The sequence below is a fragment of the Longitalea luteola genome, from assembly GCF_017356035.1.
GTDB lineage: Bacteria > Bacteroidota > Bacteroidia > Chitinophagales > Chitinophagaceae > Niastella > Niastella luteola.
In genome coordinates this window covers 493928-520299 of record NZ_JAFIQX010000004.1, presented here as the reverse complement: position 1 = coordinate 520299, position 26372 = coordinate 493928, and the positions used below count along the sequence as shown (strand labels likewise).

The following is a 26372-nucleotide window of genomic DNA, read 5'->3' as shown; positions in this document are numbered from 1 at the left end:
CTTACTGTGCGCATTACTTACACTCTAAACGCTGAAATGCCAACATCCAATTTTTATTATAGTCTTTCTTTATACAAAGTATAATTCTCATCGTCGAAGCAAACAAAGATAACTTCCTCTAACGGGTTTTCGTCTGCCAGATACTGTTGTACTTCTTTTATGGCAATATCGGCGGCATTGGGTTTGGGAAAACCATAGATGCCCGTGCTGATATTGGGAAAAGCGATCGTCTTTACGCCATTGGCCACGGCCAGTTGCAATGAACTGCGGTAACAACTGGCCAGCAGTTCGGGCTCTCCTTTATGGCCGCCATTCCATATTGGTCCTACCGTATGGATCACATATTTTGCCGGCAGCTGTCCTGCTGTCGTGATCACCGCTTTACCGGTAGCACAACCGCCTTGTTTGGCCCTGATCTTTTTGCATTCTTCGAGAATAGCGGGACCTCCGGCCCGGTGAATGGCGCCGTCGACACCGCCGCCACCTAACAGGGAGGTATTGGCGGCGTTAACAATGGCATCTACCGGTAACTTTGTTATATCTCCTTTTATTACTGTAACCACGTCCTTGATTTCTGATTTCTGATTTTGAGATTTCTAGATTTCTGAAATTCTTAACCCGCTTTCTGATTTCTGATTTATGATTTTGAGATTTCGAGATTTTGCGATTTTGAGATTTTGTGATTTTGCTATTCGTAGTTCGCTTTGAATCGATAAATCCCGAAATCTCGCAATCCCGAAATCTGCTATTCGTAGTTCACTTTGAATCGATAAATCCCGAAATCTCGCAATCTCGCAATCCGTCGCAATCCCGAATCATAAATTTCAAATCTTATGCCGCTTAGGTAAGTTAGAACAATGTCTGTACCCCGTGTGCTATTTTCTGCTCATGGTGCAATAACCACTTTTTGCGGGGCAACCCGCCGGCATAACCTACCAGCTGGTTATTGGCGCCGATTACCCGGTGGCAGGGCACAATGATGGCCACGTTATTCCTGCCATTGGCGGCTGCAGCAGCCCTGATCACTTTGGGATCGCCCAGGCGGTGCGATAGTTCGAGGTAACTGATCGTTTTGCCAAAGGGGATGTTCATCAGTTCTGCCCAAACCTTTTGCTGAAAAGGTGTTCCTTCCTGCGATACAGGCATTTCAAAAAAGCGGCGCTGTCCATGAAAATATTCTATTAACTGTTCAACTGCCTGTATAGCCAGGGGCGGTAATTGACCAGGATCGGCAGCAGTTACTTTTTCCTGCTCATCAATAAATTTCACTTCACTGATGAAGTGACCGGTGCCTGCAATCTGCAGCAATCCTACGGGCGACTGATAATATGTAATAAATGTGCCTTGCATGATCCGGGGTCATCATATATGGTATTTTCAAATTACATGGAATCGTTGTACCACCATACGCTGAACGCTTAAGGCTTAACGCTGGTTTCCGCAAATGCTGGTTTCAATACTGGCGTCCGGCTTTCGTATTTGGCGTTTTGCGCCTGCCTGCCGGCAGGCAGGTTAAGCGTTTTGCGTTGAGCCTTCAGCCTATTTTCCAGCCGTTTTGCACCGGCTGATCAGGTGTTAGTAAAACTACCTCTTTTTTATCAGTGTATACGCCCAATACCAGGCATTCACTGAAAAAATTAGCAATCTGTTTGGGTGGAAAATTCACGATGGCTATCACCTGCTTGCCGGTCAGCGCTTCTTTTTCATAGAAATGGGTTATTTGTGCTGATGACCTTTTAATACCCAATTCACCGAAATCGATGGTAATTTGCCATGCTGGATTCTTAGCTTTGGGAAAATCATTAACTTCCGTAATTGTTCCGACGCGGATATCTATTTTTGCGAAATCATCCCAGGTGATGTTCATGCTCTTAATTTTTTTCAAAAATAAATCACAATTACATGAAACGTACAGCTACTGCCGTTTGGAACGGCTCAGGAAAAGATGGAAAAGGAATTATGACTACACAAAGCACAACCTTAAACAAAACGCAGTATTCGTACAAGTCAAGGTTTGAAGAAGGTGTAGGCACCAACCCCGAAGAGCTGATCGCGGCAGCGCACGCCGGCTGTTTTGCTATGAAATTAAGCTTTGTGCTGGGCGGCGCCGGTTTCACTCCCGATTCGCTGGATGTAACTTCTACCGTTACGCTCGAAGATGGCAGCATTAAGAGTTCTGCCCTGGTACTTAAAGCAAGTATTCCCGGTATCAGTGCTGAAAAATTCAAAGAATGCGCTGAAGACGCAAAAGCGAACTGTCCTGTGAGCAAGGTATTGAATGCAGAAATTACACTGGACGCTTCTTTAGTATAACAAGAGATTTCTGATTTCTGATTTAGAGATTTTGAGATTTAGAGATTTTGGGATTTTGGGATTTGCAAATCTCAAAATCCCGAGATCTCGAAATCATAGATTACATTAAACTTTCTGCTTCACTTTCTCAGAATGCGATTCTGACTTCAATGATCTTCATCCTAACATTGCTTGAGATATGCATGCCCTGAAAAGAACCATCAACCGGCGCAACTTTATAAAAAATACTTCCCTGGCTGCCGGTAGTTTCTTCATTGTTCCGCGACATGTATTAGGCCGTGGCTATACTGCTCCCAGCGATAAGCTCAATATTGCGGGTATAGGAGCCGGTGGCAAAGCCGAAGTGAATTTACCCTACGCTTATAATAATGGCGCCGAGAACATCGTAGCCCTTTGTGATGTGGATGACCGCATGGCCGTAAATGCCCGCAAAAAATGGCCCAGGGCGCCGTATTACCGCGATTACCGGGAGCTGTTCGATAAAGAACACAAGAATATCGACGCGGTAATAATTACCACACCCGATCATATGCATGCTGTGCAGGCCATGGCCGCCATGCAGCTGGGCAAACATGTATATGTGGAGAAACCATTAACGCACGACATTTACGAAGCCCGCGTGTTAACGCAGGCCGCCCAACGATATAAAGTGGTTACTCAAATGGGTAACCAGGGCAGCAGCGGCGATGATACCCGCATCGTTGAAACATGGATCCAGGATGGTGTGATCGGTAAGGTGCACACCGTGCACGTATGGACAAACCGGCCCGTATGGCCACAAGGTATACCTACACCCACCGGCAAGTTTGAGATCCCCGCAGCAGTTGATTGGGACCTGTGGCTGGGCACTGCGCCGTATCGTGATTTCAATCCGGCTTATTTACCGGCCACCTGGCGGGGATGGGTCGATTTTGGTTGCGGCTCCCTGGGTGATATGGGCTGCCATTTCATCGATGTGCCATTCCGGGCGTTGAAACTGGGCTATCCGGAAGCGGTAGAATGCAGTGTCGGCTCTGTTTTTACAGGTTTTTTCAAAGAAGCGTTTTATACCGACAGCTATCCGCCTTCTTCCAAGATCCATATCTATTTTCCGGCGCGCGGCAAAATGCCGCCGGTAGAAATGATCTGGTACGATGGAGGTATTAAGCCCGACCGTCCGCCAGAGTTGCTGCCCGATGAACAACTGGCAGAATGGGATGGAGGTATTCTCTTTGAAGGAACCAAAGGCAAACTGATGGCGGGCCTGTTTGGCCGGAATCCCACTTTGCTGCCAACGAAAAAAATGAAAGAAGCCCGATTGCCCAAATCAAAATTCCCGTTTGTTGAGAAAGGGTCGGAGGGACACCAGACGCAATGGGTACAGGCCTGCAAAAAAGGTTTTGGCGCCTACACCAGTTCTTCATTTGATGTGGCAGGTCCGTTAACAGAAACGGTACTGATGGGTAACCTGGCAGTAAGAAGCTATAACATTAAAGAAGGCAATCATTTTCCCGGCCGCAAAAAACTGCTGTGGGATGGCACCAATATGCGGATTACCAATTTCGATGCAGCCAATGCTTTTGTAAAACGCGAATACCGCGCTCACAGTCTATAGTTTATGGTTTATGGTTTGTGGTTTGTGGTTTGTAGTTATTCACTTACGGCAAACTAATAAGCTTAATAGCTCATCAACTCAAAAATTCAGGAACTCAAAAACTCATGAACCCAATAACTCAAGAACTCATCTAGTCTTTCTGCACACAGTTGAGGGCCGGTGCCTGCAAAAATATTTTTGCAGGTTTTTTCTATAAAATACTGATACAGATATCAAAAGATTAAAGTAACTTAATTTGCTAAATCGGTTTAAATCTATACTTTCAGGCTTCTAAAACTCAATGCTTACAGTATGAAGAAGAACAAAAAAAACAACCAGTCACGCCGCGACTTCCTTAAAAACACCTCTTTGGCGGCTGCCGGGTTCTTCATTGTTCCCCGGCATGTATTGGGCCGTGGATATATTGCTCCCAGTGATAAACTGAATATTGCTGGTATTGGCGCAGGCGGCAAAGGCGCCAGCGATCTCACTGAATTTGCCAAAAGTCCCAAAGTGAATATCGTTGCTTTGTGTGATGTTGACGATCGCCAGGCAGTTAAGAGCCGCGAGCGTTTTCCCAAGGCGCCTTACTATCAGGATTTCCGCGAAATGCTGGAAAAAGAAAAGAAAAACATCGATGCTGTAAGTGTTTCTACCCCAGATAATACACACGCTGTAGCGGCTTTATCGGCTATGCAGCTGGGTAAGCATGTATATTGCCAGAAACCTTTGACCCACGATATTTATGAAGCGCGTATCCTGGCGGAAGCAGCCAAGAAATATAAAGTCGTTACTCAAATGGGTAACCAGGGTGGTTCCGGTGACGGGGTGCGTAAAATGAAGGAAATGGTGGATGCCGGCCTGGTGGGTGATGTGCATACTGTACATTGCTGGACGAACCGTCCTGTATGGCCCCAAGGCATTCCTACACCAACGGGCTCCTTTGAGGTGCCTAAAGAAGTGAACTGGGACCTGTGGCTGGGCCCCGCCAAAAAGATCGATTATAACCCCGCTTATCTGCCTTTCAACTGGCGTGGCTGGTGGGCTTTCGGTACCGGAGCATTGGGCGATATGGCCTGCCATATCATGGACCCGGTATTCCGGATCCTGCCTATTGACTATCCTTCGTCTGTTGAATGCAGCGTAGCTACCATTTACAAAGAAATGTGGAATGACAGCATGAATCCGGATGGCTGTCCTCCTTCGTCTATCATGCACCTGACCTATCCGCGCAAAGACGGTAAAGGCAATATTAAAGTATCCTGGCACGATGGCGGTTTAACCCCCGAGCGTCCTGAAGAGTTACTGCCCGAAGAGCCCATGGGTAACTGGGATGGCGGCGTGATCATGGTAGGCACCAAAGGCAAGATCATGTGCGATTGTTATGGCGCCAACCCCCGCTTATTGCCAACGCGCCTCATGAAAGAAAAGAAAATGCCTAAAGAAACCATTAAACGGGTTCCAGAAGGTCACTATATTCAATGGGTGAACGCCTGTATGGAAGGTTATGGCAAAGGGGTGACCAGCTCGCCGTTCGATTATGCCGGTCCGTTTACAGAAAGCATCCTGATGGGTAACCTGGCCATTCGCAGCTTTATGATGAAGAATCCGAATGCGAAAGGTGATAACAGGTATCCGGGCAGAAAACGCCTGCTGTGGGATGCGAAAAATATGAAGATCACCAATTTCGACGAAGCGAACCAGTTTGTGAAGCGGGAGTACCGCGAAGGCTGGACTCTTAGTTTATAAGTTAACTAGTTGACCAGTTAACTAGTTAACTGGTCAACTATTCTTCCGGTTCCTCAGGTTGTTCAGGTTTTGTGTTCTCACTGATCAACTCTGCCAGGGCAAGTAATTCTTTCTGCTTGTAGCTGTTCTTCTCACCAGTAAAACATTTGCTGAACTCTTCCATTAAGAATTGGATCACCCGCTTGTTGGAAAGCTGTTTGAAGTAGGAAGCAGATGGCGCTACGTTTATACGTTTGAAATAATTCTCAACATCTTTATGGGTGAATACCTGTCCGCTCATCGGATCTATAAAGAATTCCGTTTTATACAACGGGTTCTCTACATGCCGGGTAAAATCATAATCTGTTTTAAAATATCCCAGCACGAACTGGTGCGGAATATTGATGGCGCGAACCGGTACATCGAGCAGTTCGCATAAGATCAGATAGAGTATACCGTTGGCAATGGTATTGCCGCGTTTTGTTTCCAGTTGTTTATTGATCAGGAATTCTTCCGGGTTCTGGTAACCGATCTCCACGCCCCGTAAATTGAAATAATTGTACAGGATGCTGGTAACCACATTTACCTGTTCCAGCGGGGTGAGGTAACTGTTCAGTTCAAGCCAGATGTTCCTGCGTAATTTTTCAACTTCCTGAAAAACCTGGGCGTTGATCAGGTCGGGGTATTGAAAGCGGGCAACGAGCAGGGCGCCGGTAAGTAAGTCCTGGTGAATGTTTTTATTCCATTGCGTGAGTTCTTCCGTCAGGTCGCGGTAGTGCAGGCGGTGTATCAACATTTCTATACGTTCCTGCACATCTTCGCTGATCGTGTTCTCCCATAGATTTTCGAGGTTGGGTATGATCCCTTTCCCGTAATCGATAATACGCGTAGATACCGCGTTGAAGACTTCTTCATCGGGATCGTCAATTAAATGGAACAAGGCCGATATTTCTTTGTTTTCTTCCATTTTGGTAACAGGCAGGGTTGGCTACGAAGCTACCCTGCATAATAACTTGAAAGTAAATCACAACTAAAAGATATCAATAAAAATCTTATCCACAAAGTCCGTCACTATGTGGGGAACTCTGAACTTAGTGGCAAATACTGGTTAAATAATCGTTCCAGCTCCTGCTTGTCCTGGGGTGTTGCAATTACCCGCCTGGGTATAACGATTGCGTGATACGAATTTGTGTACAAATAGTAACAGGCGGGCGTTTCAGCCTTTTTTACAATCGCTTCCCAGGTGTACCTGCTTTCCGATGCATTGTCCTTATCGATAATGCCTGTATCACTGAGCACCACTTCAGCCTCTTCCAGTACGTGCTGGTTTTCCGGTTTCGACAAAATATTTCTAACCCGGCGCAGGATAGACTGCCTGATAAGATACGGGACCATCAGGAAATAAACCGTGGCGATCAGTCCGAAGATGATGAGATCGATAAAGATCTGGTCTGTACGGCGGCTGAAAATGTATAATCCCGCAACCGCTGCATACAGAATGAAAACCCGCAGGTAATACCACAGCCGGTAATTCTTCTTTTCAGGCGATGCCCAGGCTGTGTAGTAATTGTAATCGAAATATTCTTCTTCTGTAAGGTGGTATTTGAGACTAAGCATTGTAAAAATCAATTGGCAAGGAAAATCAATAGGCAATTGGCAAGCGAATACCAATTGACAATAGGCAATTAGCAATTGGCAAGCGAAAACCAATAGGCAATAGGCAATTAGCAATTGGCAAATAAGTTCCTAAATGGTAGCAGCTTGCCTAAAATCGATCGCTCTGCAGCCATAAGCCCTTGTCTATTGCCTATTGTCCATTGCCCATTGTCCATAGCCCATTGGCTATTTTGACTTCTTCTTCGGTGCTGCTTTTTTGGCTGCTTTTTTAGGCGCTGCGGCTGTTTTACCAGGCGCTTTCCTGGCGGCCGCCTTTTTAGTGGCGAATGCATTCGGGATCTGCGCCTCGATCATTTTCTTTACCTCGTCGAGCGGAACAGTGCTCAGCTCTTCAGCGGTGTATTTAGTGTCATCGGCTTTTCTGCCTACCTTGAGTATTTTCTTACCAAATTTCAGAACCGGACCCCAACGTGCATTTTCAATGGAGATCTTTTCTTCCGGCCAGTTCTGGATATACCGGTTCTCTTCTTTTTTGATCTTGGCTTCTATCAGCTCATCGATATTTGCCTGTGAAAGGTTCTCAAAATCGTAGCGCCTGGGTACATTAATGTACATATCGTTCCACTTGATGAACGGACCAAACCGGCCGGTGCCTTTGGTAACAGGTTTATCGTCGAAATATCCGATGGGTGAATCGGCTTTTTGTTTTTCACCTATCAGCTCCAGGGCTCTTTCCATGGTTAACCCGAACGGATCTTCACCGCGGGGCATGGAAATATTCTGCTCGCCGAATTTTATATAAGGACCAAACCGGCCCAGGTTCACCGAAATTTCCTGTCCGTCCAGTTCGCCAAGGGTCTTGGGCAGTTCGAATAACTGCAATGCCTCATCGAGCGTAATGGTCTCAATGCTTTGGCCTCTTCTTAACCCGGCAAAGCGGGGCTTTTCTTCGTCATTCGCATCTCCGATCTGCACCATGGGTCCAAACCGGCCCATCCGGGCAACGATCTTTTTACCGCTTTGCGGATCGATGCCCAACTCACGTTCACCTTTTATGCGTTCTGCTGTTTCAATGGTATTATCAACGTCTTTTTTGAAGGGAATGTAAAAGTCGTCGATCATGTTATTCCACTTCAGTTTACCGGCGGCCACTTCATCAAATTCATTTTCTATACGGGCAGTAAAGCCGTAGTCCATGATATCGTCGAAGTACTGTTTTAAAAAGTCGGTCACCACCAGGCCAAGATCGGTAGGGAAGAGTTTGGCTTTTTCCGCGCCGGTATTTTCCTGTTCAGTTACTTTGGCTATTTGATCATTCTTCAGGGTCATGATGCGGAAATCACGCCTGATGGGGTCTTTATCGCGTTTTTCTACATACCCACGTGCGAGGATGGTTGAAATGGTAGGCGCGTACGTGGAAGGACGGCCGATGCCCAGTTCTTCAAGCTTCTTTACCAGCGATGCTTCCGTATACCGGGGCGAAGGACGGCTAAAGCGCTCTATGGCCTTCATTTCCCGCAAAGGCAGTTGCTGGTTTACGGTTAATGGCGGCAGCATGCCTTCCTGTTGTTCGTCCTCGTTTATATCTTCATCATCGCGGTCTTCGCGGTATACTTTCAGAAACCCGTCGAATTTCAGCACTTCACCGGTAGCGGTAAGCTCTTCTTTATTGGTTGAGATCTCAATTTTGGCAATGGTCCTTTCCAGTTCGGCATCAGCCATCTGGCTGGCCATGGTACGTTTCCAGATCAGCTCATACAGGCGGCGGCCATCGGCATCGTCTACCGTGCTGTTCTCCATATAGGTAGGCCTGATAGCTTCGTGCGCTTCCTGTGCAGATTCATTCTTGTTCCTGTATTTCCGGGGCTGATAATAATTATTACCGTATTGTCCGGTTACCTGTTTACGGATATCGTCCATAGCGGTATCGCTCAGGTTCACACTGTCGGTACGCATGTAGGTGATCTTACCGCTTTCATACAACTGCTGGGCGATCTGCATCGTGCGTTTAACGGAATAACCCAGTTTCCGCGATGCTTCCTGCTGCAGGGTAGAGGTGGTAAAAGGTGCCGCCGGCGATTTTTTGGCGGGTTTCACCTGAATGTCGTTCACCTTATATTTTGCACCGATACAGCTTTGCAGAAACTTTTCGGCATCATCTACCGTATCATATTTTTTGCCTTCGGCAACAAAGGTTACGTTCTTGCCGGTTATATCGGGTGTGGTGAAAAGGGCTTCAATTTTAAATGTACTGGTAGCAATAAAGGCGTTGATCTCTCTTTCACGTTCAGCGATGAGCCGAACGGCCACGCTTTGTACACGTCCCGCGCTGAGGTTGTTGCGGGTGCTTATTTTACGCCATAATACCGGGCTTAGTTCAAAACCCACGATGCGGTCGAGTACCCGGCGGGCCTGCTGCGCGTTCACCAGATCCATATTCACCGTACGGGGAGTAGTCACCGCTTTTTGGATGGCAGGCTTGGTAATTTCATGGAAAACAATACGTTTGGTGGTCTTTGGATCGAGGCCCAATACCTCGCACAAATGCCAGCTGATGGCTTCTCCTTCACGGTCCTCATCCGTTGCCAGCCAAACCTCGTCAGACTTCTTGGCGAGGCTTTTAAGTTCTTTTACGACTTTTTCCTTGGTTTCCGGAACGGTATATCGGGGTTTGTAGCCATTTTTTATATCTATACCCATCTCTTCCTTTTCCAGGTCACGGATATGACCAAAACAACTCTTTACCTCGAAATCCTTCCCCAGGATCTTTTCGATGGTTTTGGCTTTTGCAGGAGACTCAACTATCAATAAATTCTTCGCCATAGGTTCAATAAATGGTTTATATGCACTAACGCTTAACGCTTAAGGCTTAACGCTAAACGCCAGTCTCTCAAATTCTAAGCTCACTTTTTTCTTTCAGCCCTCCGGTTTCAGCAATCAGCATTTGCCTTCGGCTTTCTGCATTTCATTTTACATCAGGACTTCAGCCTTTTGCTTTCAGCGTTCTGCGTTTTGCCTTCGGCCATCGGCATGAAGCCGTTTAGCTTTATGCTAATTGCTTCAAATTCAATGATCTTTACTATTGAATTTATGCGTGGCTGATGGCAGAAATGGTCTGTTGCTGGCGTGCAAGTTTAATGTATAACAACGAAAACAACAAATTGGTACTTAGCCGGTAAAAGTGTAACATGCCGAAATGGCGGTTATATTTTACAATTGCGGGCGATCATTTTAAACAGCGGGAGGCCGGATGAAGTTCGTAATCCTCACTTTCTATTAGGTGAAAACCTGTACAGATCAGGATGATAAAAATATAATACCATGATATTTATGACAGAATGCGTGGTTATCTGGTAAAAAAATTAACTTCAGTCATTTCTTAGTCACGTTGACCAACCAATATAAAATATTTCCCCTCGGAGATGCGGCCGTCACTTTAGACATGGGCAATACGATCAGCGAGACGTTGAATCAGAAAGCGCTGGCTATGCAGCAATGGCTGCTTGCCCATCCGTTTGAAGGATTGAAGGATTGCCTGGTGGCCTACAGTTCCCTGACGCTCTTATACAATCCGGTTATTATCAAAAAATATTATAAACCAGCAGATACGGTATTTGCCTGGGTAGCTGATCTGTTGCAAGAGGCATTTGACAAAGCCCTTTCAACTCCGACAGCATCCCGGGACGTGATCAGGATACCGGTTTGTTATGAGGAACCTTATGCACCCGACCTCGCCGCGCTGGCCCGCGAAAAGCAGCTGACCACCGGGGAAGTGATCCACCTGCATACTGCGCCTGTGTATAATGTATACATGATCGGATTTCTGCCTGGTTTTTCTTATATGGGAGAAGTGCATGAACGAATTGCCATGCCGAGAAAACAATATCCCGCACCGGTAAACGCCGGCAGCGTTGGCATAGCCGGTTCACAAACGGGCATCTATCCTTTGAACAGTCCCGGTGGCTGGCAGATCGTAGGCCAAACGCCGCTGCGGTTGTTTGAACCCTTTGCGCCAGAACCGGTGAAACTACAGGCAGGAGACAGGGTTCAGTTTTATGCTATTAGTAAAAATGAGTTCATGGAATATATTCAGCGTTTGTAGTTTATGGTTTGTAGTTTATGGTTATTATTATTCAGCCTCGCGACTAATTGTTAACCTCAAAAGCCTTAAGAATCCAATAACTTATGAACTTAATAACTCAGGAACTGAATAACTCAGGAACTGAATAACTCAGAAAACGAGAACCGAGAATTTAGAACAAACAATGTCATTAAGTATAATTAAACCCGGTTTACTGGACACCATCCAGGACCTGGGAAGAACAGGCTACAGCCGGCTGGGTATTAATTCCGGCGGGGCGATGGACCGTTATGCCGCCCAGGTAGCCAACATGCTGGTGGGCAATGAAACGCCGGAAGCTGTCATTGAAATACATTTTCCCGGTGCGCAGTTCCTGTTTGAACAAAATACGTTGATCAGTATCACCGGTGGTGATTTTAACGCCATGCTCAACGACGAACCGGTTCCGTTATGGCATCCCATAGTGGTACGTAAAAATGCGGTATTGCATTTTCCGAAATTGCAATCCGGCAGCAGGTGTTACCTGGCGGTACATGGCGGCCTTTGCGTCAACAGATGGCTGAATAGCTACAGCACCCACCTGAAGGCCGGCGCCGGCGGCTTTCAGGGCCGCAAGCTGGAAAAAGGGGACGAGATACCTTTCCGCGAAAGCCGGATCTATTTTGCCGGACTGCTTAAACCAGGCCGGGAGTTCGAAGTGTTGAAATGGAAAGTAGATACGGGCAATACCTACCGGCATCCAAACGAGATATACATTATTAAAGGAAATGAATGGGACCAGCTGACCGAACAATCGCAACAACATTTGCAGGAGGATAATTTTACCATCCATCCCTTCTCAGACCGCATGGGTTACCAGCTAAAAGGGGTTGACCTGAAACGGACCGACAATACAGAACTGGTTTCTTCCGGTGTAAGTTTTGGCACCATTCAGCTGTTGCCCAACGGCCAGCTGATCGTGCTGATGGCCGATCACCAGACAACGGGCGGTTATCCGCGCGTAGGGCATGTGATCTCGGCCCACCTGCCTAAACTGGCGCAGCTACGGCCAAGTGATTGTATTCATTTTGAAACGACGGATCTTGCCACAGCCGAAAACCTGTTGCTTGCACAACAACAGGAATTAAATATCTTACAACGTGCCTGCACAGAACGGCTGAATCAAATGGTATGTTAAGCATAGACATCAATTGCGACATGGGAGAAAGCACCCACCTGTGGCACTACAATCTTGAAAAAGACCGGCAGTTGTTATCGTATGTAAGCAGCATTAACCTGGCTTGCGGCTTACATGCGGGTGATGCACATACCATGCATGAGCTTGTGGCAGCTGCGATCGACGCCGGTGTTGCCATTGGTGCGCATCCCGGATTTCCCGACCGCGAAAATTTTGGCAGAACCAATATGAACCTGCCGCCGGAAGCCATCTATGACCTGGTACTGTACCAGACCGGTGCGCTGGATGCATTTTTAAAGGTGATGCATACCCGCATTCATCATGTTAAACCACATGGCGCATTATACAATATGGCGGCAAAGGACGCAGCCCTGGCCGAAGCCATTTGCAAAGCGGTGTATGATTACGACGATCAGTTACTGGTCTACGGCTTATCGGGCAGTGCGCTTATTGAAGCAGCCACTGCCACCGGCCTTAAAACATGCAGTGAAGTATTTGCCGACCGTACTTACCAGGATGATGGCCATCTGACGCCACGTACGCAGCCAAATGCCATAATAATCGATCCGCAGGCATCCCTGAACCAGGTGCTGCAAATGGTTACCCGGCGCAGTGTGATCAGTGTACATGGCAGGGAAGTACCCATTGTTGCGGATACCGTTTGTATACATAGCGATGGGGAACATGCTGTTGAATTTGCCCGTTCCATAAATGAAGCTTTGTTGATCAACGGGATCAAAGTTCAAAGTTCTAAGTTTTAAGTTCAAAGTTCATAGTTCATAGGTTATTCAGTTCCTGAGTTATTAAGTTCATAAGTTTTTGAGTTGAAGTATGGTGAAATCGACAACAAGGTCTGCTATCACCGGCGCCGCCTTCCTGATGGCTACTTCGGCCATTGGTCCGGGTTTTATTACCCAAACCACGGTGTTCACCCAGCAGCTGCTTACCAGCTTTGGTTTCGTAATATTAGTGTCCATCGTGCTCGACATTGCGGCCCAGTTAAATGTATGGCGCATTATTGCCGTCACTGAAATGCGGGCCCAGGACCTCGCCAATCATTTATTACCCGGCATGGGATATCTGCTGGCGATCCTCATCGTGACCGGAGGCCTGGTCTTTAATATCGGCAATGTAGCCGGGGCCGGACTAGGAGTGAATGTGGTATATCCCTTCGATACTGATATCGATCATCCGGTATATGGCGCGGCCATCAGCGCGGCCCTTGCGCTGATCATTTTCTGGGTTAAAGAAGCAGGCGTGGCGATGGACTGGTTTGCCAGGATCCTCGGCTTTATTATGATTGCACTCACCCTGTATGTGGCCATCAGTTCGCAGCCACCGGCTGGCGAGGCGATCTATAGGTCCTTTGTACCGGTTACCATAAACACAACTGCGATTATAACGCTGGTTGGTGGAACCGTAGGCGGATATATCAGTTTTGCCGGGGCGCATCGCCTGCTCGATGCCGGCATAAAAGGTCAAGAACAACTACCACAGGTAACCCGCAGCAGTATAAGCGCCATATTACTCGCCTCTGTAATGCGGATATTATTATTCATGGCGGCATTGGGCGTTGTAACACACGGCGGTGTATTGAACAGTAAAAATCCGGCTGCTTCGGTATTTCAGATCGCTGCCGGCGATGCCGGTTACAAAATATTCGGGATCGTATTATGGAGCGCAGCCATTACATCGGTTGTAGGTTCTGCGTATACCTCTGTTTCATTTTTACGCACCCTGCATCCGGCATTCGACAAATACCATCGGCTCATCACTACTTTATTCATATTGATCTCCATGAGCGTTTTTGCTTTTCTGCAGCAGGGAGCGGTGCAATTGCTGGTGATCGCCGGCGCTTTGAATGGCTTGATCTTACCTGTGTCGCTGGCTCTCATGTTAATGGCCGTTCTGAAAAAGAAACTGATCGGTGATTATAAACACCCTGTATGGTTATCTGTTGCCGGCTGGATCGTCGTAGTTATCATGGGTCTTATGGGCGCCAAAACCGTCGCATCCCTTTTCGGTAACGTATAACAGGTTCTGGAAGCTGCTATTATAATTACTGTGCTGTGCACGTAGTATTCCTGTTTCTGTGCAGTAATTACGAATGTTATGATTAATTTGTGTTAACTGTTTTAACACCATTAATGTTGCCGTTCTTTAAAGGATCGCTTTTCCTTTCTTTTTTACGTTTCGTTTACACATAAACCGATTTTTTTATCGTTATTTGTGATGTTCCAACCACCTCAACCCACCTATAAGGCATTTCATTTTTTTTACAACAATTATCCATTAATTAAACCGTAACGGTTATGGCTGACAATCAGCAATCGCCTGACACTGGCTTGTATACCTATGATTCATTCACCGGCAGAGGCCCCGGTAAAAAGGCCGACACTAATTTTTTATGGTGGTGTTCCGGTGCTCACCAGGAACTGCTAAAACAATTCCCTTCTGAACACAGCAAATACTGGGGATTAGGCGGCGTAATTCTGGCCACCTTTGTGCTCGCTGCATTATCTGCCGGTTACGCTATTTACAGCGTATTTGGCAACTGGGCCTGGACACTTTGCTTTGCCGTCGTCTGGGGGCTTATCATCTTCAATTTCGACCGCTTTCTGGTTTCCACCATGCGTAAGTATGGCGTAAGCCGCCGCAAACAATTGTCCATGGCTATACCCCGGATGGTGCTGTCGATCCTGATCGGTTTTACCATTGCACGGCCACTGGAGCTGAAGATCTTTGAAAAGGAGATCAACACAAAAGTGATCGAGAACACGCACAAGAAGATCCAGTTGAACGACAGCTTGCTGCAGGCTGAAAATACCGCCTTGATGCAATCAACCGAAGCGGAAAGAAATCGCCTGTTTGAACGCAAAAAAAATATTGAAGATGAACTCAGCCGGTTGCAACAATCCTATGTGCAGGAAGCGGATGGTACAGGAGGTTCGCAGCAGCGCGGCGTTGAGCGGATCGCCAAACTGAAATTGGATGCTTATACATCTTCTACCCGGCAAGCGACGCCTGAGCTGCAGGCGCTCACCAACAGCATCAAAGTGCAGGACAGCATTCTGGCTACGGCTAAAAGTAATATGGAAGCCAAACGGGCCCAGTACGAATTAAACGCCCTGCAGAATGTAGGTTTCCTCGAACGCAATAAGGCCCTGACCGATCTGGCGGCTGAAGAAAGCAGTGTTTTCTGGACCAGCTTTTTATTATCACTGCTCATCATCCTGATCGAAGTAGGTCCCATCATTTCAAAACTGATCATGCCCGTGGGTCCATACGATATTGCGCTGGCCAAGGAAGAACTCACCAGCATGGCCGCTGCCGAAGAAGAAATGCGGCGGAACAAGGAAATGCTCGTTAATAAAAAAGATACCTGGTACAAGAAACAGAAAGAAGTGTCGGACCAGCTGGTTGAAAAAATGACCACGCTGCAGCAAAAACACATCGACCAGGAGCTTGACAAATGGGAGCGGGGCGACTGGAACCCGCGCGATCACCGCGCCAGTATGGACGAAGTCATGCGCAAAATAAAGGAGCGTTACCAGTTCAATGGCGAAGATCTATTGTAAGTAAATATATGCGCCTCCGAGACCAATTAATAACAGCAGGGTTAGTAGAGCAACACCTTTACTAACCCTGTATTTTTGCCGGGCGGAGGGTAACAGTAAAAAGATGATAGCCCAAACCAACAGGAACAGTGCTACGAAGAAACCGATCATGCTGTTATCGAATCTTTTCAATTTCATGGCCTGCTCTACGGTCATGGCGCCTGTAACCGTTGTAATGAATAACAAGATGGGAACACCCAGCATCCAGCCCAGGCGCCTGCCGGCCAGCAAACACCAGCCTGCTATAATGCCTGCAAGGATCAGCGAATAGGTCCTTAGATCAGAGAACAATTCATTTTTATTGATAACTAAACTTCCGTTTTGAATGGCATAGGAGCTCGACCTGTTTGAGAATACCGATGCCAGCTGCATCAGCAGGTAAACGATACTGATCAGTAACACCAGGATGCCGGCGTATTTTTCTTTCCAGCTTAATTTAACCATAGGACGTTGTTTTGAAATATGTTATTCGCTAACGTCATGAATAGCGTTTCAAGTATGTGTTGCAAGATTCAGGTTACAGGTTTCAGCGCCTTAATTCAGAAGATATCTCATTTTTTTTACCCCTGAAATTTGTAACCTGCACATGTAACTGTTTCTTATTTTATTTAAGCAGGTCGCTTAGAATCATCCCTGCCAACTTTCCTGCCCACAAAGTATATTCTTTTCCCGAAGGGTGTAATTGATCGGCGGCCAGCAACGATGGATCATTGGCCGCCAGCCGGGTGCCTGGTGTTATGTCGATATAATTCACTGCATACTTACCGGCCATTTGTTTGTTCACCGCATTGAAGGCATCTATTTCCCGGGTAATAGCCGCACCGTCCCTGCCACTGGCGAAAGGTGTAATGCCCCAGTCTGGAATGGATAAAACAAAAACACGTTCCGTTTGGTCGCCGGCCAAACGAAGGGCCTGCTGTAACAGCGTTTCGAATTGCTGTTCATACTCATCTATACGTCTGCCCCGGTATTGATTGTTTACACCGATCAACAGGGAAACAATGTCATATACAGGAAGGAGCCGGCTATTGTTTATGCCTGCCTGTAATTCATCGGTTGTCCAGCCGGTTTTGGCTACGATCTCTGCTGCAGCTACCGCATACCCTGCGTTTCGCAACAGTTGAACGGTTTGATAGGGAAAATTTTCATATACCGGAACGCCTTCTCCAATAGTGTAGGAGTCGCCCAGGGCCAGGTAAGCGTACGTTTTAAGCATAAGCTGATAATAGGGGAGAAAAGTACAAAAAATACGGTTACCGGGTTACCGGTTGCCGGTTACCAGTTACCGATTGCCGGGTACCAGCGGTCGCGGCGTTGAAAAATCAGCGTTGGTCGTTAAAAAATATGTTCCAGGAATGGAACAAACAGCATTTGTTTTTTAACAATGCAGTCAGATCTTTTCAATGACGGGGGGCATTTATTGAAAAATGGGTTCAATTATTTTAAAGAATTGATCTGTTTGTTCAACGAACAATATCTGTTTGTGCAATAAATTATCCCTTTTTTTCAATGAACCATACCTGTTTATTCAATAAACTGTTCTTGTTTGTTCAATAAATTAAGGTGCAGGTAATTCATATTCATTTAAAAAAAAGGGCTGCTTTCGCAGCCCCGCAACATAATCATGTAGTTTCCGTAACTGTTGCTTTATTAAAACAATTTTCCTTCAGGTTTTACTAAATCCATGGTGCTAAAAATGTGAAGCATTTGCATTTTTTCATTTGCACATTAGCACATTTGCTAATTTGCTAATTACTGCTGTATTCCCTGCATGCCGTTCTGCATGCCTTCCTGCTCGCCGCGCAGGTTCTTACGTTTGAACAGGGCCACGTCGAATTTACCAAAGCGGTAGCTGAAGTTCACCCGAACCATTTGCGGGTCTCTTCTGCGCCAGTCGTCCTGCACAAACCCGGTGGCAACAGCGTGCACGAAATAGCGGCGGGTGCGGAAGATATCGCTCCAGTTTACAGAGACAGTAGCTGTATTCTTTTTGATCTGGAAATCCTTGCGCAAGCCCATATCTACGCCATAGTTGGCATTGATGTAACCTTGCGTAGTGGTGGGTGGCCCGCCGCCAAATCCGCCACGGCCGCCGCCGCCGCCGCGGCCTCCACCGCCATCACCACTGTTGCTGGTGCTTACCGGTAACGCGCTCTTTCCTACGTATTCTCCGCTGATCTGAACACTCCACCCTTTATTGAATTTAAAATTGTGGTTCATTTTGGCCGACCAGCTGGTGCGTTCGTTTTCAAGGTCCTCAATAACATTGCTGCCGTTGATCTTCGAATAATACACATTGGCGCTTGTGGTAACATCCCACCATTTTGCCAGGTTATTGCGGAAGATCAGCTCGAGGCCGCTCGCATAAGCGGTTGAAGCATTTACGTAAGTTGAAATAAAGGCGGAATCGGTACTATTGCCCAGGTTGCCCCACTGTTGGTAGCGGGCGATCAGGTTAGTGGTATACTTTCCGAAAAGGGTAGCCAGAAAAGTATTGTTCTTTTTACCATAGGTTTTCTGATACGACAGTTCCAGCGAATGCGTGAACTCCGGTTTCAGGGCCGGGTTACCGGTTTGATAATTCAACGGATCTGAATAGTCGGTGTTCGGCATTAACTGGAAGAAATTGGGCCGGTTAATGCGCCGGGTATAATTCAATTGCAGGTCCTGCCTGTTATTCAAGGTCCTGCTTAAAAACACACTGGGGAAGAGGCTGATGGGGAAATCGTTCTTGTACGTGTCTTTACCTATCTGTTCGCCTTCATAGCCACTGCTTTCGGCGCGTAACCCAATCTGGTAACTGAAGCTGTCCTTTATTTTTTGCGAGAAGGTAACATAACCGGCATATACGTGATCGGTATATTCAAAGTTATTGCTCTGTGCATCGATGAAAGTACCGTTCAGGTAATTATACTGAAAGCTTTCAAAATTGCGGATCTGGGCACGCAGACCGGCTTCCCATTTTATATCTTCCGTAACCGGTTTTATGTAATCTGTTTGCGCAATAAAGAATTTGTTGCGGCCGCCACCATCTATCGTTTGCAATTGTTCAACATTCTTGGGATCCATTTGATCGAGGTCTGCGAAGTAACGGTAGCGGATATCGCTGAAATTCGTATTCCTGCTTTGATTGAAGTTCACGTCGGCGGTCCATTCTTCACCGGGTCGCGCGAACAGGTGTTTGAAGCTCAGTTGCGTACCGTAATTGCGGAAATTGTTTTTACCAAGTGTATTGCGGTACTGGGTCTCAAGACTGCCAAAGGCGGTATCGATGACGGTATTGGTGCGATTATCCGGTTTGAAATCGCCGTTCACGATCGACTGCGACAGGGAAATGGTATTGCGGTTATCAATGAAGTAATCAAAACCAAAGCGGGCAAAGGCAAAAGCACCTGTGAACACGCTTTTCATATATTGGGTAGTATAAGCTTCTCTTGCATCAACGATACTGGTGCGGTCTGTTTGTCCCCAGCCCTTTGATTTCCGCTGGTTGTACATGGCATTGGCAAATACGTTGATCTTGCCCTGGCGAACGTTCACATCTCCACCGCCATTAATGCGGCCGCGGCTGTCAACGCCGGCGCGTACACTTCCATTATAACCGGTCTTACGGTTCTTCTTCAAAATGATATTCAGGATACCCGATTGACCACCACTGGCATCGTACTTGGCAGAAGGGTTGGTGATTATTTCGATACTTTGAATGGCGTCGGCGGGGATCTGATCTATAGAGAGGGTAGTGGGGCGGCCGTCTACGAAGATCTGCGGCGCCGAATTTCGCAGGGTAACATTGCCGTCAATATCTACATTGATGGAAGGCACATTACGCATAACGTCAATGGCGGTACCACCGGCCGACGTGATGCTTTTTTCTACATTAAAGATCTTGCGGTCGACACCCATCTGGATCATGGGTTTACTGCCGGTAACCGTTACGTCCTGCAGCATGGTAGCATCCTGCTCCATTTTAATATTGCCGAGGTCTTTATCTACTGCGGAAAGGATCTGCGACCTGTCCATACCCGGCCCCATCTTAATATCAAAGCTGATTTTTTGTTCAATGGGTTTGTAGCCGATGGCAGTTATCACCAGTTTGAACTGGCCAAAAACGGGCAGGTTTTCGAGACTGAAATCCCCGTTGCGACCGGTAAGCATACCGCCAATTACGACATCTGTTCTTTTCTTGCTAACTGAATCAAACTTATTCTGGAATAATTGTACTGAAGCTGCGTCGAGTCCTTTGTTGGTTGTTTTATCAACGATACGTCCGTAAAAGTGACCGATATTCATTTGTTGTCCGCCGCCCTGCCGGTTTCCACCACCGGGCCGGCCACCGCCGCCAGCTGCGCCCGGGAACTGGGCATTGGTGATATAACAACAGGTCAGGAGTGCAAAGAGCCATCCGATTTTTTTCATCTGAAAAGTATAATTTGTGTTTTCGCCGGATGAACCTACGTCCCGATAACCGGGAGGTAGGTTTCATTGGTTTAGTGCTATGGTTGTGATCAATTAGACGCAAAAATGCCGGAGAACTTGTGAAATGGACATTATTTGTGATGAGCGGCGATGGTTCCTGGTTACAGGTTTCAGGTTATAGGGCTTCTATTGCAGCTGCCTGTTTTTCTGTAACCCCCTGCAACTTTTAACCTGGAACTTTTTTATACCAAACCCATTACGATGAACGCCTGTACACAACCCACAATAAAGCCCAGGGCAGCGCCTAACAAACCCGCCTGGCGTAATTCTTTTCCCATGGTCTCGCGTACCGTTGCTTCTATTCTTTCGGGAGAAACAGCGGCTATTTTATCGTGGATGAGCTGTTCCAGGTTCAGCTCTTCTTTAAGGTTTTGCACATAGGTTTTCATGATCACCGGAAAAAGGGTTTCCAGTTCTTTCATAAAGATCTCTTTAAGGGTGGCAATGGTTCTGTCGCCGATCAGCATACCGATCATGGGAAATGCTTCCTTCAGCTTATTGCGCAGGAAATCATCAACGTGCATCTCCACGGTAGGCATGATCTTTTTAAAATTGTCGGGGTTGGTGATCTTTGCTTCGAGCGCGGCCAATGTGCCGAATTCCCTGCTCGCAACCGTGCTCAACTGAGCGGCCAGTTGCTTTTGGCGTTTGGGGATAATGCCCTGGATGGTGAAACCGGGTAACCGTACAGGTTGCAGGGGATGGAACAACAGGGTGATGAGAAGCTTGTTACTTGCCCAACCGATAAATGCCGATGTAAAAGGGATAATGATCAATAACCACCAGTTCATAAAGACTTTTTAAACTACAAACCTTGCATATGTTCACGGAAAACCCTATTTTTCACAGCCAGGTTCTACAAATAAAAAGCCCCCCGACTCAGGTCGGGGGGAGTTATCTGAGGGAGGATGATGGGTCTCGAACCCACGACCTCAAGTGCCACAAACTTGCGCTCTAACCAACTGAGCTACAACCTCCGTGTTCAGGCTGCAAATGTAAGAAAAAATTAGTTTTCGTAACAAATCTTTCTATAAACCTTTCATCAAAATGGCTTGTTAATTATAACATTAGTGCAACAACCCATCTTTTTTATCGTTATTTTTGAATTGATGCCTAAAGTATTAAAATATATGCTACAACGTAAAAATTTACCCATAGTCTTGCTTTTATTCGGTGCAGGTTTGTTCCTGGCGTTCCGCTCGCTGGGCATTGGTTTGGGTAATGGTAATCCGCCTACTAAATATGAAAAAATACTTCATAACGTGGGTGAAATGCTTGCCGAGATCCACTACAGTCCAAAAAAGATCGACGATAATTTCAGCAGGGAAGTGTTTAAGAAATATCTGGGCGAGAAGATTGACGACCAAAAGAACATCCTGCTTCAATCGGATATTCAGCAGCTGAAGAAATTCGAAACCAAGCTCGACGATGAGATCCTGGGTGGCGCTGTTCAATTTGTGCCAGCCGTATCCGAGATCTATAAAAAACGTTTACCAGAAACTGAGGCCATCTATAAAGAGCTGCTGTCGAAACCTTTTGATTTTACAAAAGACGAAACGGCCAACTTTAATGATGAAAAGCTTGATTATCCCAAGACGGAAGCAGACAGAAAAGAAGCGTGGCGCAAACGCTTAAAATACCTTACGCTCGAGCGCTATTATGACCTGATGGAAGACCGGGAAAAGAATAAGGGTAAACAAAACTTTGTAGTAAAGACAGATGAAGAACTGGAAAAAGAAGCCCGTGAGCGGGTGTTGAAAATATTGAACCGGAATTTTGATCGCCTGAAATTCAAAGTGAGCGATGACGACCGGTTCAACGAGTTTGTAAAGACCGTTACCGAATCGATGGACCCGCACACAACCTTTATGCCACCGGTTGACAAACGTTATTTCGACGAAGAAATGAGCGGCCGATTCTATGGCATCGGCGCTTCGCTGCGCGAAGAAGATGGCAATATCAAGATCGGTTCTGTACTGGCTGGCAGCCCGGCGTTGAAATCAGGTCAAATTGGTGTTGGCGATGCCATCATTAAAGTTGGCCAGGGTGCTGCAGAGCCTGTTGATCTTACCGGTTATACCGTTCAGGATGCCGTGAAACTGATCCGTGGTAAAAAGGGTACAGAAGTTCGCCTTACATTAAGAAAACCCGATGGCTCGGTAAAAAATCTTTCACTCATCCGCGATGAGATCATCCAGGACGAAACTTTTGCCCGCAGCGTGGTGATCAATACCGGCAAAGCAAAACTTGGTTTCATTTACCTGCCCGAGTTCTATGCCGATTTCGATAATCCCAAAGGCGCCCGTTGTTCTGAAGACGTGCGTAAAGAGATCATCAAATTAAAAGAGCAGAAAGTAGACGGCATCATAATGGACCTGCGCAACAACGGCGGCGGTTCATTATACGATGTGGTGCAAATGGTTGGTCTGTTCATTGAAGGTGGTCCCATCGTTCAGGTGAAAGACCGCGAAGGCAAACCCACGGTTTACTACGATCGCGACAAATCAGTATTGTATGATGGTCCGCTGGCCGTTATGGTAAATGAATTCAGCGCTTCGGCTTCCGAGATCTTTGCCGCTGCCATCCAGGACTATGACCGTGGTGTTATCATTGGCAGCACTTCTACTTATGGCAAAGGTACTGTACAACGTAACATCGGTCTGGATAAAACAATGGGTTTCCTGGATCCCAACAGCGAACTGGGAACCATTAAACTGACACTGCAAAAATTCTATCGCATCAATGGTGGTTCTACTCAATTAAGAGGCGTTTCATCTGATGTAAACATACCAGACATCTTTGAGTATACGAAGATCCGTGAAAAAGATAACCCCGATGCATTGGCATGGGATGAGATCCAACGGGCAGATTACAATCGTTGGAAATATGGCCTTGACCTGGGCCCCATCAGAAAAGCCAGTGCAGAACGTATTAAGAATAATGCCCTGTTCACCACCATTCACAACAATGCTGAATGGCTGGCTAAACAAAGCGATAAAACGGTTTCATTAAGCCTGAAAAAATACCAGGAAGAACAGAAGAAGAGCAAAGCGATCGCCAAACAAATTGAAACGCAGAACAAGTTACCGCACGAGCTGAATGTGGAGCCTTTACAGGAAGATATGAAACGCCTGGAAGCCGATAACGCCAAGCTGGAGCGTTTCAAGAACTGGTTGAAGATCCTGCGTAACGACCCATACCTGGATGAGGCAACCCATGTTTTAAACGACATGGTTACCCAAACCAACCTGGTATACGCCGACGTAAAACAAAAACAACAGTAACAACAGTCGTTTTTTAAAATATAAAAAAGCCCTGACGCAACCCGTTGGGGCTTTTTACTTTTGACCTTTATTTCTTTACACGGGCCACTGGTATAAGCCGGATTTTCCGCTTATTTTTGCACCCATCCCATGAGTATGAATATTTTAGACCAATTTAAGCAGATAACGACCTTTGTCTTTGATGTAGACGGCGTACTGACTGATGGTACGCTGTTTGTTTTTGATGACGGACAGTTTGTGCGGCGAATGAATATAAAAGACGGGTTCGCGCTTCAACTGGCCATTAAAAAAGGGTATAGGGTGGCCGTTATTTCCGGTGGCACAAGCGACGCTGTTACCCAGCGCCTGAGCCGGCTGGGCATACAGGATGTTTTTATGCAGGTAACTGATAAGAAAAGCAAACTGGCGGCCTATGTTCAGCAGCATAAACTGAAATGGAACGAAGTACTGTTCATGGGCGATGATATTCCCGATTATGAGGTGATGCAACAGGTTGGACTGCCCTGCGCACCGGCTGATGCGGTCATGGAAATAAAGCAGATCGCCAAATATATTTCGTTGCAACCCGGTGGACAGGGTTGTGCCCGGGAGGTGATAGAGAAGGTGCTGAAGTTGAATGATCACTGGGAGCTACATACTGATGTAGCCAGTAAATGATTGCTGATTTCGCGATTTAGAGATTTCGGGATTTACTTCAATACGCGCCAAGCTTTTGATTGCTGATTTCGAGATTTCGGGATTAAATAGTCTTAGTATTCGAAGTGCAAATCTCAAAATCTCAAAACCTGCCTGCCGGCAGGCAGGTCTCAAAATCCAAAAATCCAAAAATGTTTTTCTGATGAAGCTGCTGGCAGCATTTATACGCCTTATACGTTCAGTGAACCTGCTGTTCATTGCCATTACCCAATTGCTGTTCCAGTATTGCATTGTTGGCCCCATTTTTCAAAACGCCCACGTACCACCGGTTCTAACGCCGCCTGTTTTTATTACACTGATTGCCGCTTCCGTATTGATCGCCGCTGCGGGTTATATCATCAATGATTATTTCGACCTGAACATTGACCTGGTAAACAAACCAGATAAGCTTGTGGTGGAAAAGATCATCAAGCGCCGCTGGGCAATTATCTGGCACCTGGTCTTTTCGGCCTTCGGCGTGTTGTGCAGCGCCTATGTTGCCTGGAAAACAAGAGCCTGGTGGCTGATACCGGCGAATATAGGTTGTGTAGGCGCCCTTTGGTTTTACAGCACCATTTTTAAGAAGAGACTGCTGAGTGGTAATGTGATCATCTCGCTGCTCACGGCCTGGGTTATCCTGGTGATAGGTTTTATCACCCATTATGTAGTGATCAAAAAGCCCGAAGTGTATGGGCTGGTAGATGCATCCAAGCTCATGCGGCTTACATTTCTGTACGCCGGATTTGCATTTATCATCTCGATTATCAGGGAAGTGGTGAAAGATATGGAAGACATCCCGGGCGATGCCAAATATGGCTGCAGGACCATGCCGATCGTATGGGGGATCAATGCCTCGAAAATATTCACGGCCACCTGGCTCATCGTACTGATCACTGCTGTGGTCATTATGATGGCGTATATCCTGCCGTTCCAATGGTGGTGGGCTGCTGCTTATTGTGCAGTGCTGATCATCATTCCCATGTTGCTGCTGTTGCGTAAACTGGTGAAAGCAGTAACACCAGCCGATTTTCATACAATCAGCACCTGGTTAAAGCTGATCATGCTGAGCGGAATTTTATCCATGTTGTTCTTTAAACTCTATTCATGACAATCAACGGTCCACGTATTATACTGGCTTCTCAATCGCCAAGGCGTAAACAATTGCTTGAATGGGCAGAGATCCCGTTTGAGATAATGGTACAACCCACCGAAGAAACTTTTCCGCCTGATATGCCGGTTGCGGAAGTGCCTGTTCATATTGCCCGGCAAAAAGCGATTGCCGTGAGGCAGAAATACGAATCCCTGCACGACGATATCAATATTGTCATTGCCGCAGATACGGTTGTAGTACTGGGTAATACCGTCATTGGTAAACCGAAAGACCGTGAAGATGCGCTTAATATACTGAGACGCCTGTCAGGCAATAAACACCAGGTCATTACCGGCGTTGTGTTATTGAAGGGCGAGCGGGAAATAGCTTTCGCCGATACTACCGATGTGTGGTTTCACGCCCTGACGCCGGAACAGATCGCTTTTTATGTTGATAAATATCAGCCTTATGACAAGGCCGGCGCCTATGCCATTCAGGAATGGATCGGCGTAGTGGGCATTAAATCCATCCAGGGAGATTTCTATAATGTAATGGGGCTGCCCGTTAGCAGGGTAGTAGCCGCATTGGCTAAACTTATAATTTGATGATGTGATAATGTGATGATGTGATAATGAAATACACCAATTAGCTAATTTGATAATTAGCTAATTGAAATACAGTTATGATAGCAGGCTGTTGATAATAGTTGGAGTTTCGGAAATTAAGCATTATCAAATTATC

General features: G+C 46.5%; 22 protein-coding genes and 1 tRNA gene. 12 read left to right on the top strand and 11 right to left on the bottom strand.

From position 1 onward, the window contains the following. Positions 1–56: 56 nt before the first annotated feature. The 3 genes from JUB15_RS13490 to JUB15_RS13480 form a co-directional block, all read right to left on the bottom strand. On the bottom strand, positions 57–563 hold the full coding sequence (locus tag JUB15_RS13490; protein WP_207513019.1) for an O-acetyl-ADP-ribose deacetylase: 507 nt from the start codon (positions 561–563) through the stop codon (positions 57–59). 286 nt (positions 564–849) lie between these two features. Further along, positions 850–1350 (bottom strand): methylated-DNA--[protein]-cysteine S-methyltransferase, encoded by a 501-nt coding sequence (locus tag JUB15_RS13485; protein WP_207513018.1) that lies wholly within the window; start codon positions 1348–1350, stop codon positions 850–852. Positions 1351–1534: 184 nt separating this feature from the next. Then, entirely contained in the window at positions 1535–1867 is a 333-nt protein-coding gene (locus JUB15_RS13480; protein WP_207513017.1) for a tRNA-binding protein, read from the bottom strand. A gap of 35 nt (positions 1868–1902) precedes the next feature. Here JUB15_RS13480 and JUB15_RS13475 point away from each other — a divergent pair, with 35 nt between their 5' ends. The 3 genes from JUB15_RS13475 (at position 1903) to JUB15_RS13465 (ending at position 5635) form a co-directional block, all read left to right on the top strand. Next, positions 1903–2313, top strand: coding sequence for an OsmC family protein (locus JUB15_RS13475; protein ID WP_207513016.1), 411 nt, complete (start codon positions 1903–1905; stop codon positions 2311–2313). 178 nt (positions 2314–2491) lie between these two features. Continuing rightward, complete coding sequence (locus JUB15_RS13470; protein WP_207513015.1) at positions 2492–3907, top strand: Gfo/Idh/MocA family protein; 1416 nt, start codon at positions 2492–2494, stop codon at positions 3905–3907. 291 nt (positions 3908–4198) lie between these two features. After that, the gene (locus JUB15_RS13465; protein WP_207513014.1) at positions 4199–5635 is read left to right on the top strand and encodes a Gfo/Idh/MocA family protein; all 1437 of its coding nucleotides are present in this window, start codon (positions 4199–4201) and stop codon (positions 5633–5635) included. Positions 5636–5672: 37 nt separating this feature from the next. Here JUB15_RS13465 and JUB15_RS13460 read toward each other — a convergent pair whose 3' ends face one another. The 3 genes from JUB15_RS13460 to topA form a co-directional block, all read right to left on the bottom strand. Next, complete coding sequence (locus tag JUB15_RS13460; protein ID WP_207513013.1) at positions 5673–6581, bottom strand: transglutaminase family protein; 909 nt, start codon at positions 6579–6581, stop codon at positions 5673–5675. Positions 6582–6685: 104 nt separating this feature from the next. Then, positions 6686–7231, bottom strand: a complete 546-nt coding sequence (locus JUB15_RS13455) for a YcxB family protein (protein WP_207513012.1) — start codon at positions 7229–7231, stop codon at positions 6686–6688. A 225-nt stretch (positions 7232–7456) separates the two neighbouring features. After that, on the bottom strand, positions 7457–10054 hold the full coding sequence (gene topA / locus JUB15_RS13450) for a type I DNA topoisomerase (protein WP_207513011.1): 2598 nt from the start codon (positions 10052–10054) through the stop codon (positions 7457–7459). 565 nt (positions 10055–10619) lie between these two features. Here topA and pxpB point away from each other — a divergent pair. From pxpB to JUB15_RS13425, 5 genes are all read left to right on the top strand, one after another. Beyond that, on the top strand, positions 10620–11333 hold the full coding sequence (gene pxpB, locus JUB15_RS13445) for a 5-oxoprolinase subunit PxpB (RefSeq protein WP_207513010.1): 714 nt from the start codon (positions 10620–10622) through the stop codon (positions 11331–11333). Between the two features lie 163 nt (positions 11334–11496). Then, positions 11497–12489 carry a 5-oxoprolinase subunit C family protein gene (locus tag JUB15_RS13440; protein ID WP_207513009.1) on the top strand — a complete coding sequence of 331 codons (993 nt, stop codon included), beginning with the start codon at positions 11497–11499 and terminating at the stop codon, positions 12487–12489. Then, positions 12483–13250, top strand: a complete 768-nt coding sequence (locus JUB15_RS13435) for a 5-oxoprolinase subunit PxpA (protein ID WP_207513008.1) — start codon at positions 12483–12485, stop codon at positions 13248–13250. Before JUB15_RS13440 ends, JUB15_RS13435 begins: the two co-directional genes overlap by 7 nt. Positions 13251–13320: 70 nt before the next feature. Further along, a complete protein-coding gene (locus tag JUB15_RS13430; protein WP_207513007.1) occupies positions 13321–14523 on the top strand; it encodes an NRAMP family divalent metal transporter in 1203 nt (400 codons plus the stop codon). A 278-nt stretch (positions 14524–14801) separates the two neighbouring features. Continuing rightward, positions 14802–16067: a DUF4407 domain-containing protein gene (locus JUB15_RS13425; protein ID WP_207513006.1), complete on the top strand. Its 1266-nt coding sequence runs from the start codon at positions 14802–14804 to the stop codon at positions 16065–16067. Here the strand turns inward: JUB15_RS13425 and JUB15_RS13420 are convergent. The 5 genes from JUB15_RS13420 to JUB15_RS13400 all read right to left on the bottom strand — a co-directional run bounded on the left by JUB15_RS13420 (position 16059) and on the right by JUB15_RS13400 (position 21559). Continuing rightward, on the bottom strand, positions 16059–16550 hold the full coding sequence (locus JUB15_RS13420; protein WP_207513005.1) for a hypothetical protein: 492 nt from the start codon (positions 16548–16550) through the stop codon (positions 16059–16061). The two genes, JUB15_RS13425 and JUB15_RS13420, sit on opposite strands and share 9 nt — an antisense overlap. Positions 16551–16710: 160 nt before the next feature. Further along, positions 16711–17322 (bottom strand): SGNH/GDSL hydrolase family protein, encoded by a 612-nt coding sequence (locus tag JUB15_RS13415; protein WP_207513004.1) that lies wholly within the window; start codon positions 17320–17322, stop codon positions 16711–16713. Between the two features lie 536 nt (positions 17323–17858). Continuing rightward, complete coding sequence (locus JUB15_RS13410; protein WP_207513003.1) at positions 17859–20522, bottom strand: TonB-dependent receptor; 2664 nt, start codon at positions 20520–20522, stop codon at positions 17859–17861. Positions 20523–20764: 242 nt separating this feature from the next. Continuing rightward, positions 20765–21373: a DUF445 domain-containing protein gene (locus JUB15_RS13405; RefSeq protein ID WP_207513002.1), complete on the bottom strand. Its 609-nt coding sequence runs from the start codon at positions 21371–21373 to the stop codon at positions 20765–20767. A gap of 112 nt (positions 21374–21485) precedes the next feature. Further along, positions 21486–21559, bottom strand: a tRNA-His gene (locus tag JUB15_RS13400). Positions 21560–21712: 153 nt separating this feature from the next. Between JUB15_RS13400 and JUB15_RS13395 the strand changes: the two genes are divergently transcribed. The 4 genes from JUB15_RS13395 to JUB15_RS13380 all read left to right on the top strand — a co-directional run bounded on the left by JUB15_RS13395 (position 21713) and on the right by JUB15_RS13380 (position 26236). Beyond that, positions 21713–23866, top strand: a complete 2154-nt coding sequence (locus JUB15_RS13395; RefSeq protein ID WP_207513001.1) for a carboxy terminal-processing peptidase — start codon at positions 21713–21715, stop codon at positions 23864–23866. Between the two features lie 135 nt (positions 23867–24001). After that, positions 24002–24523 (top strand): KdsC family phosphatase, encoded by a 522-nt coding sequence (locus JUB15_RS13390; protein WP_207513000.1) that lies wholly within the window; start codon positions 24002–24004, stop codon positions 24521–24523. Between the two features lie 55 nt (positions 24524–24578). After that, a complete protein-coding gene (locus JUB15_RS13385) occupies positions 24579–25649 on the top strand; it encodes a geranylgeranylglycerol-phosphate geranylgeranyltransferase (RefSeq protein ID WP_255539628.1) in 1071 nt (356 codons plus the stop codon). Further along, complete coding sequence (locus JUB15_RS13380) at positions 25646–26236, top strand: Maf family protein (RefSeq protein WP_207512998.1); 591 nt, start codon at positions 25646–25648, stop codon at positions 26234–26236. The genes JUB15_RS13385 and JUB15_RS13380 overlap by 4 nt, the downstream gene beginning before the upstream one ends. Positions 26237–26372 lie beyond the last annotated feature (136 nt).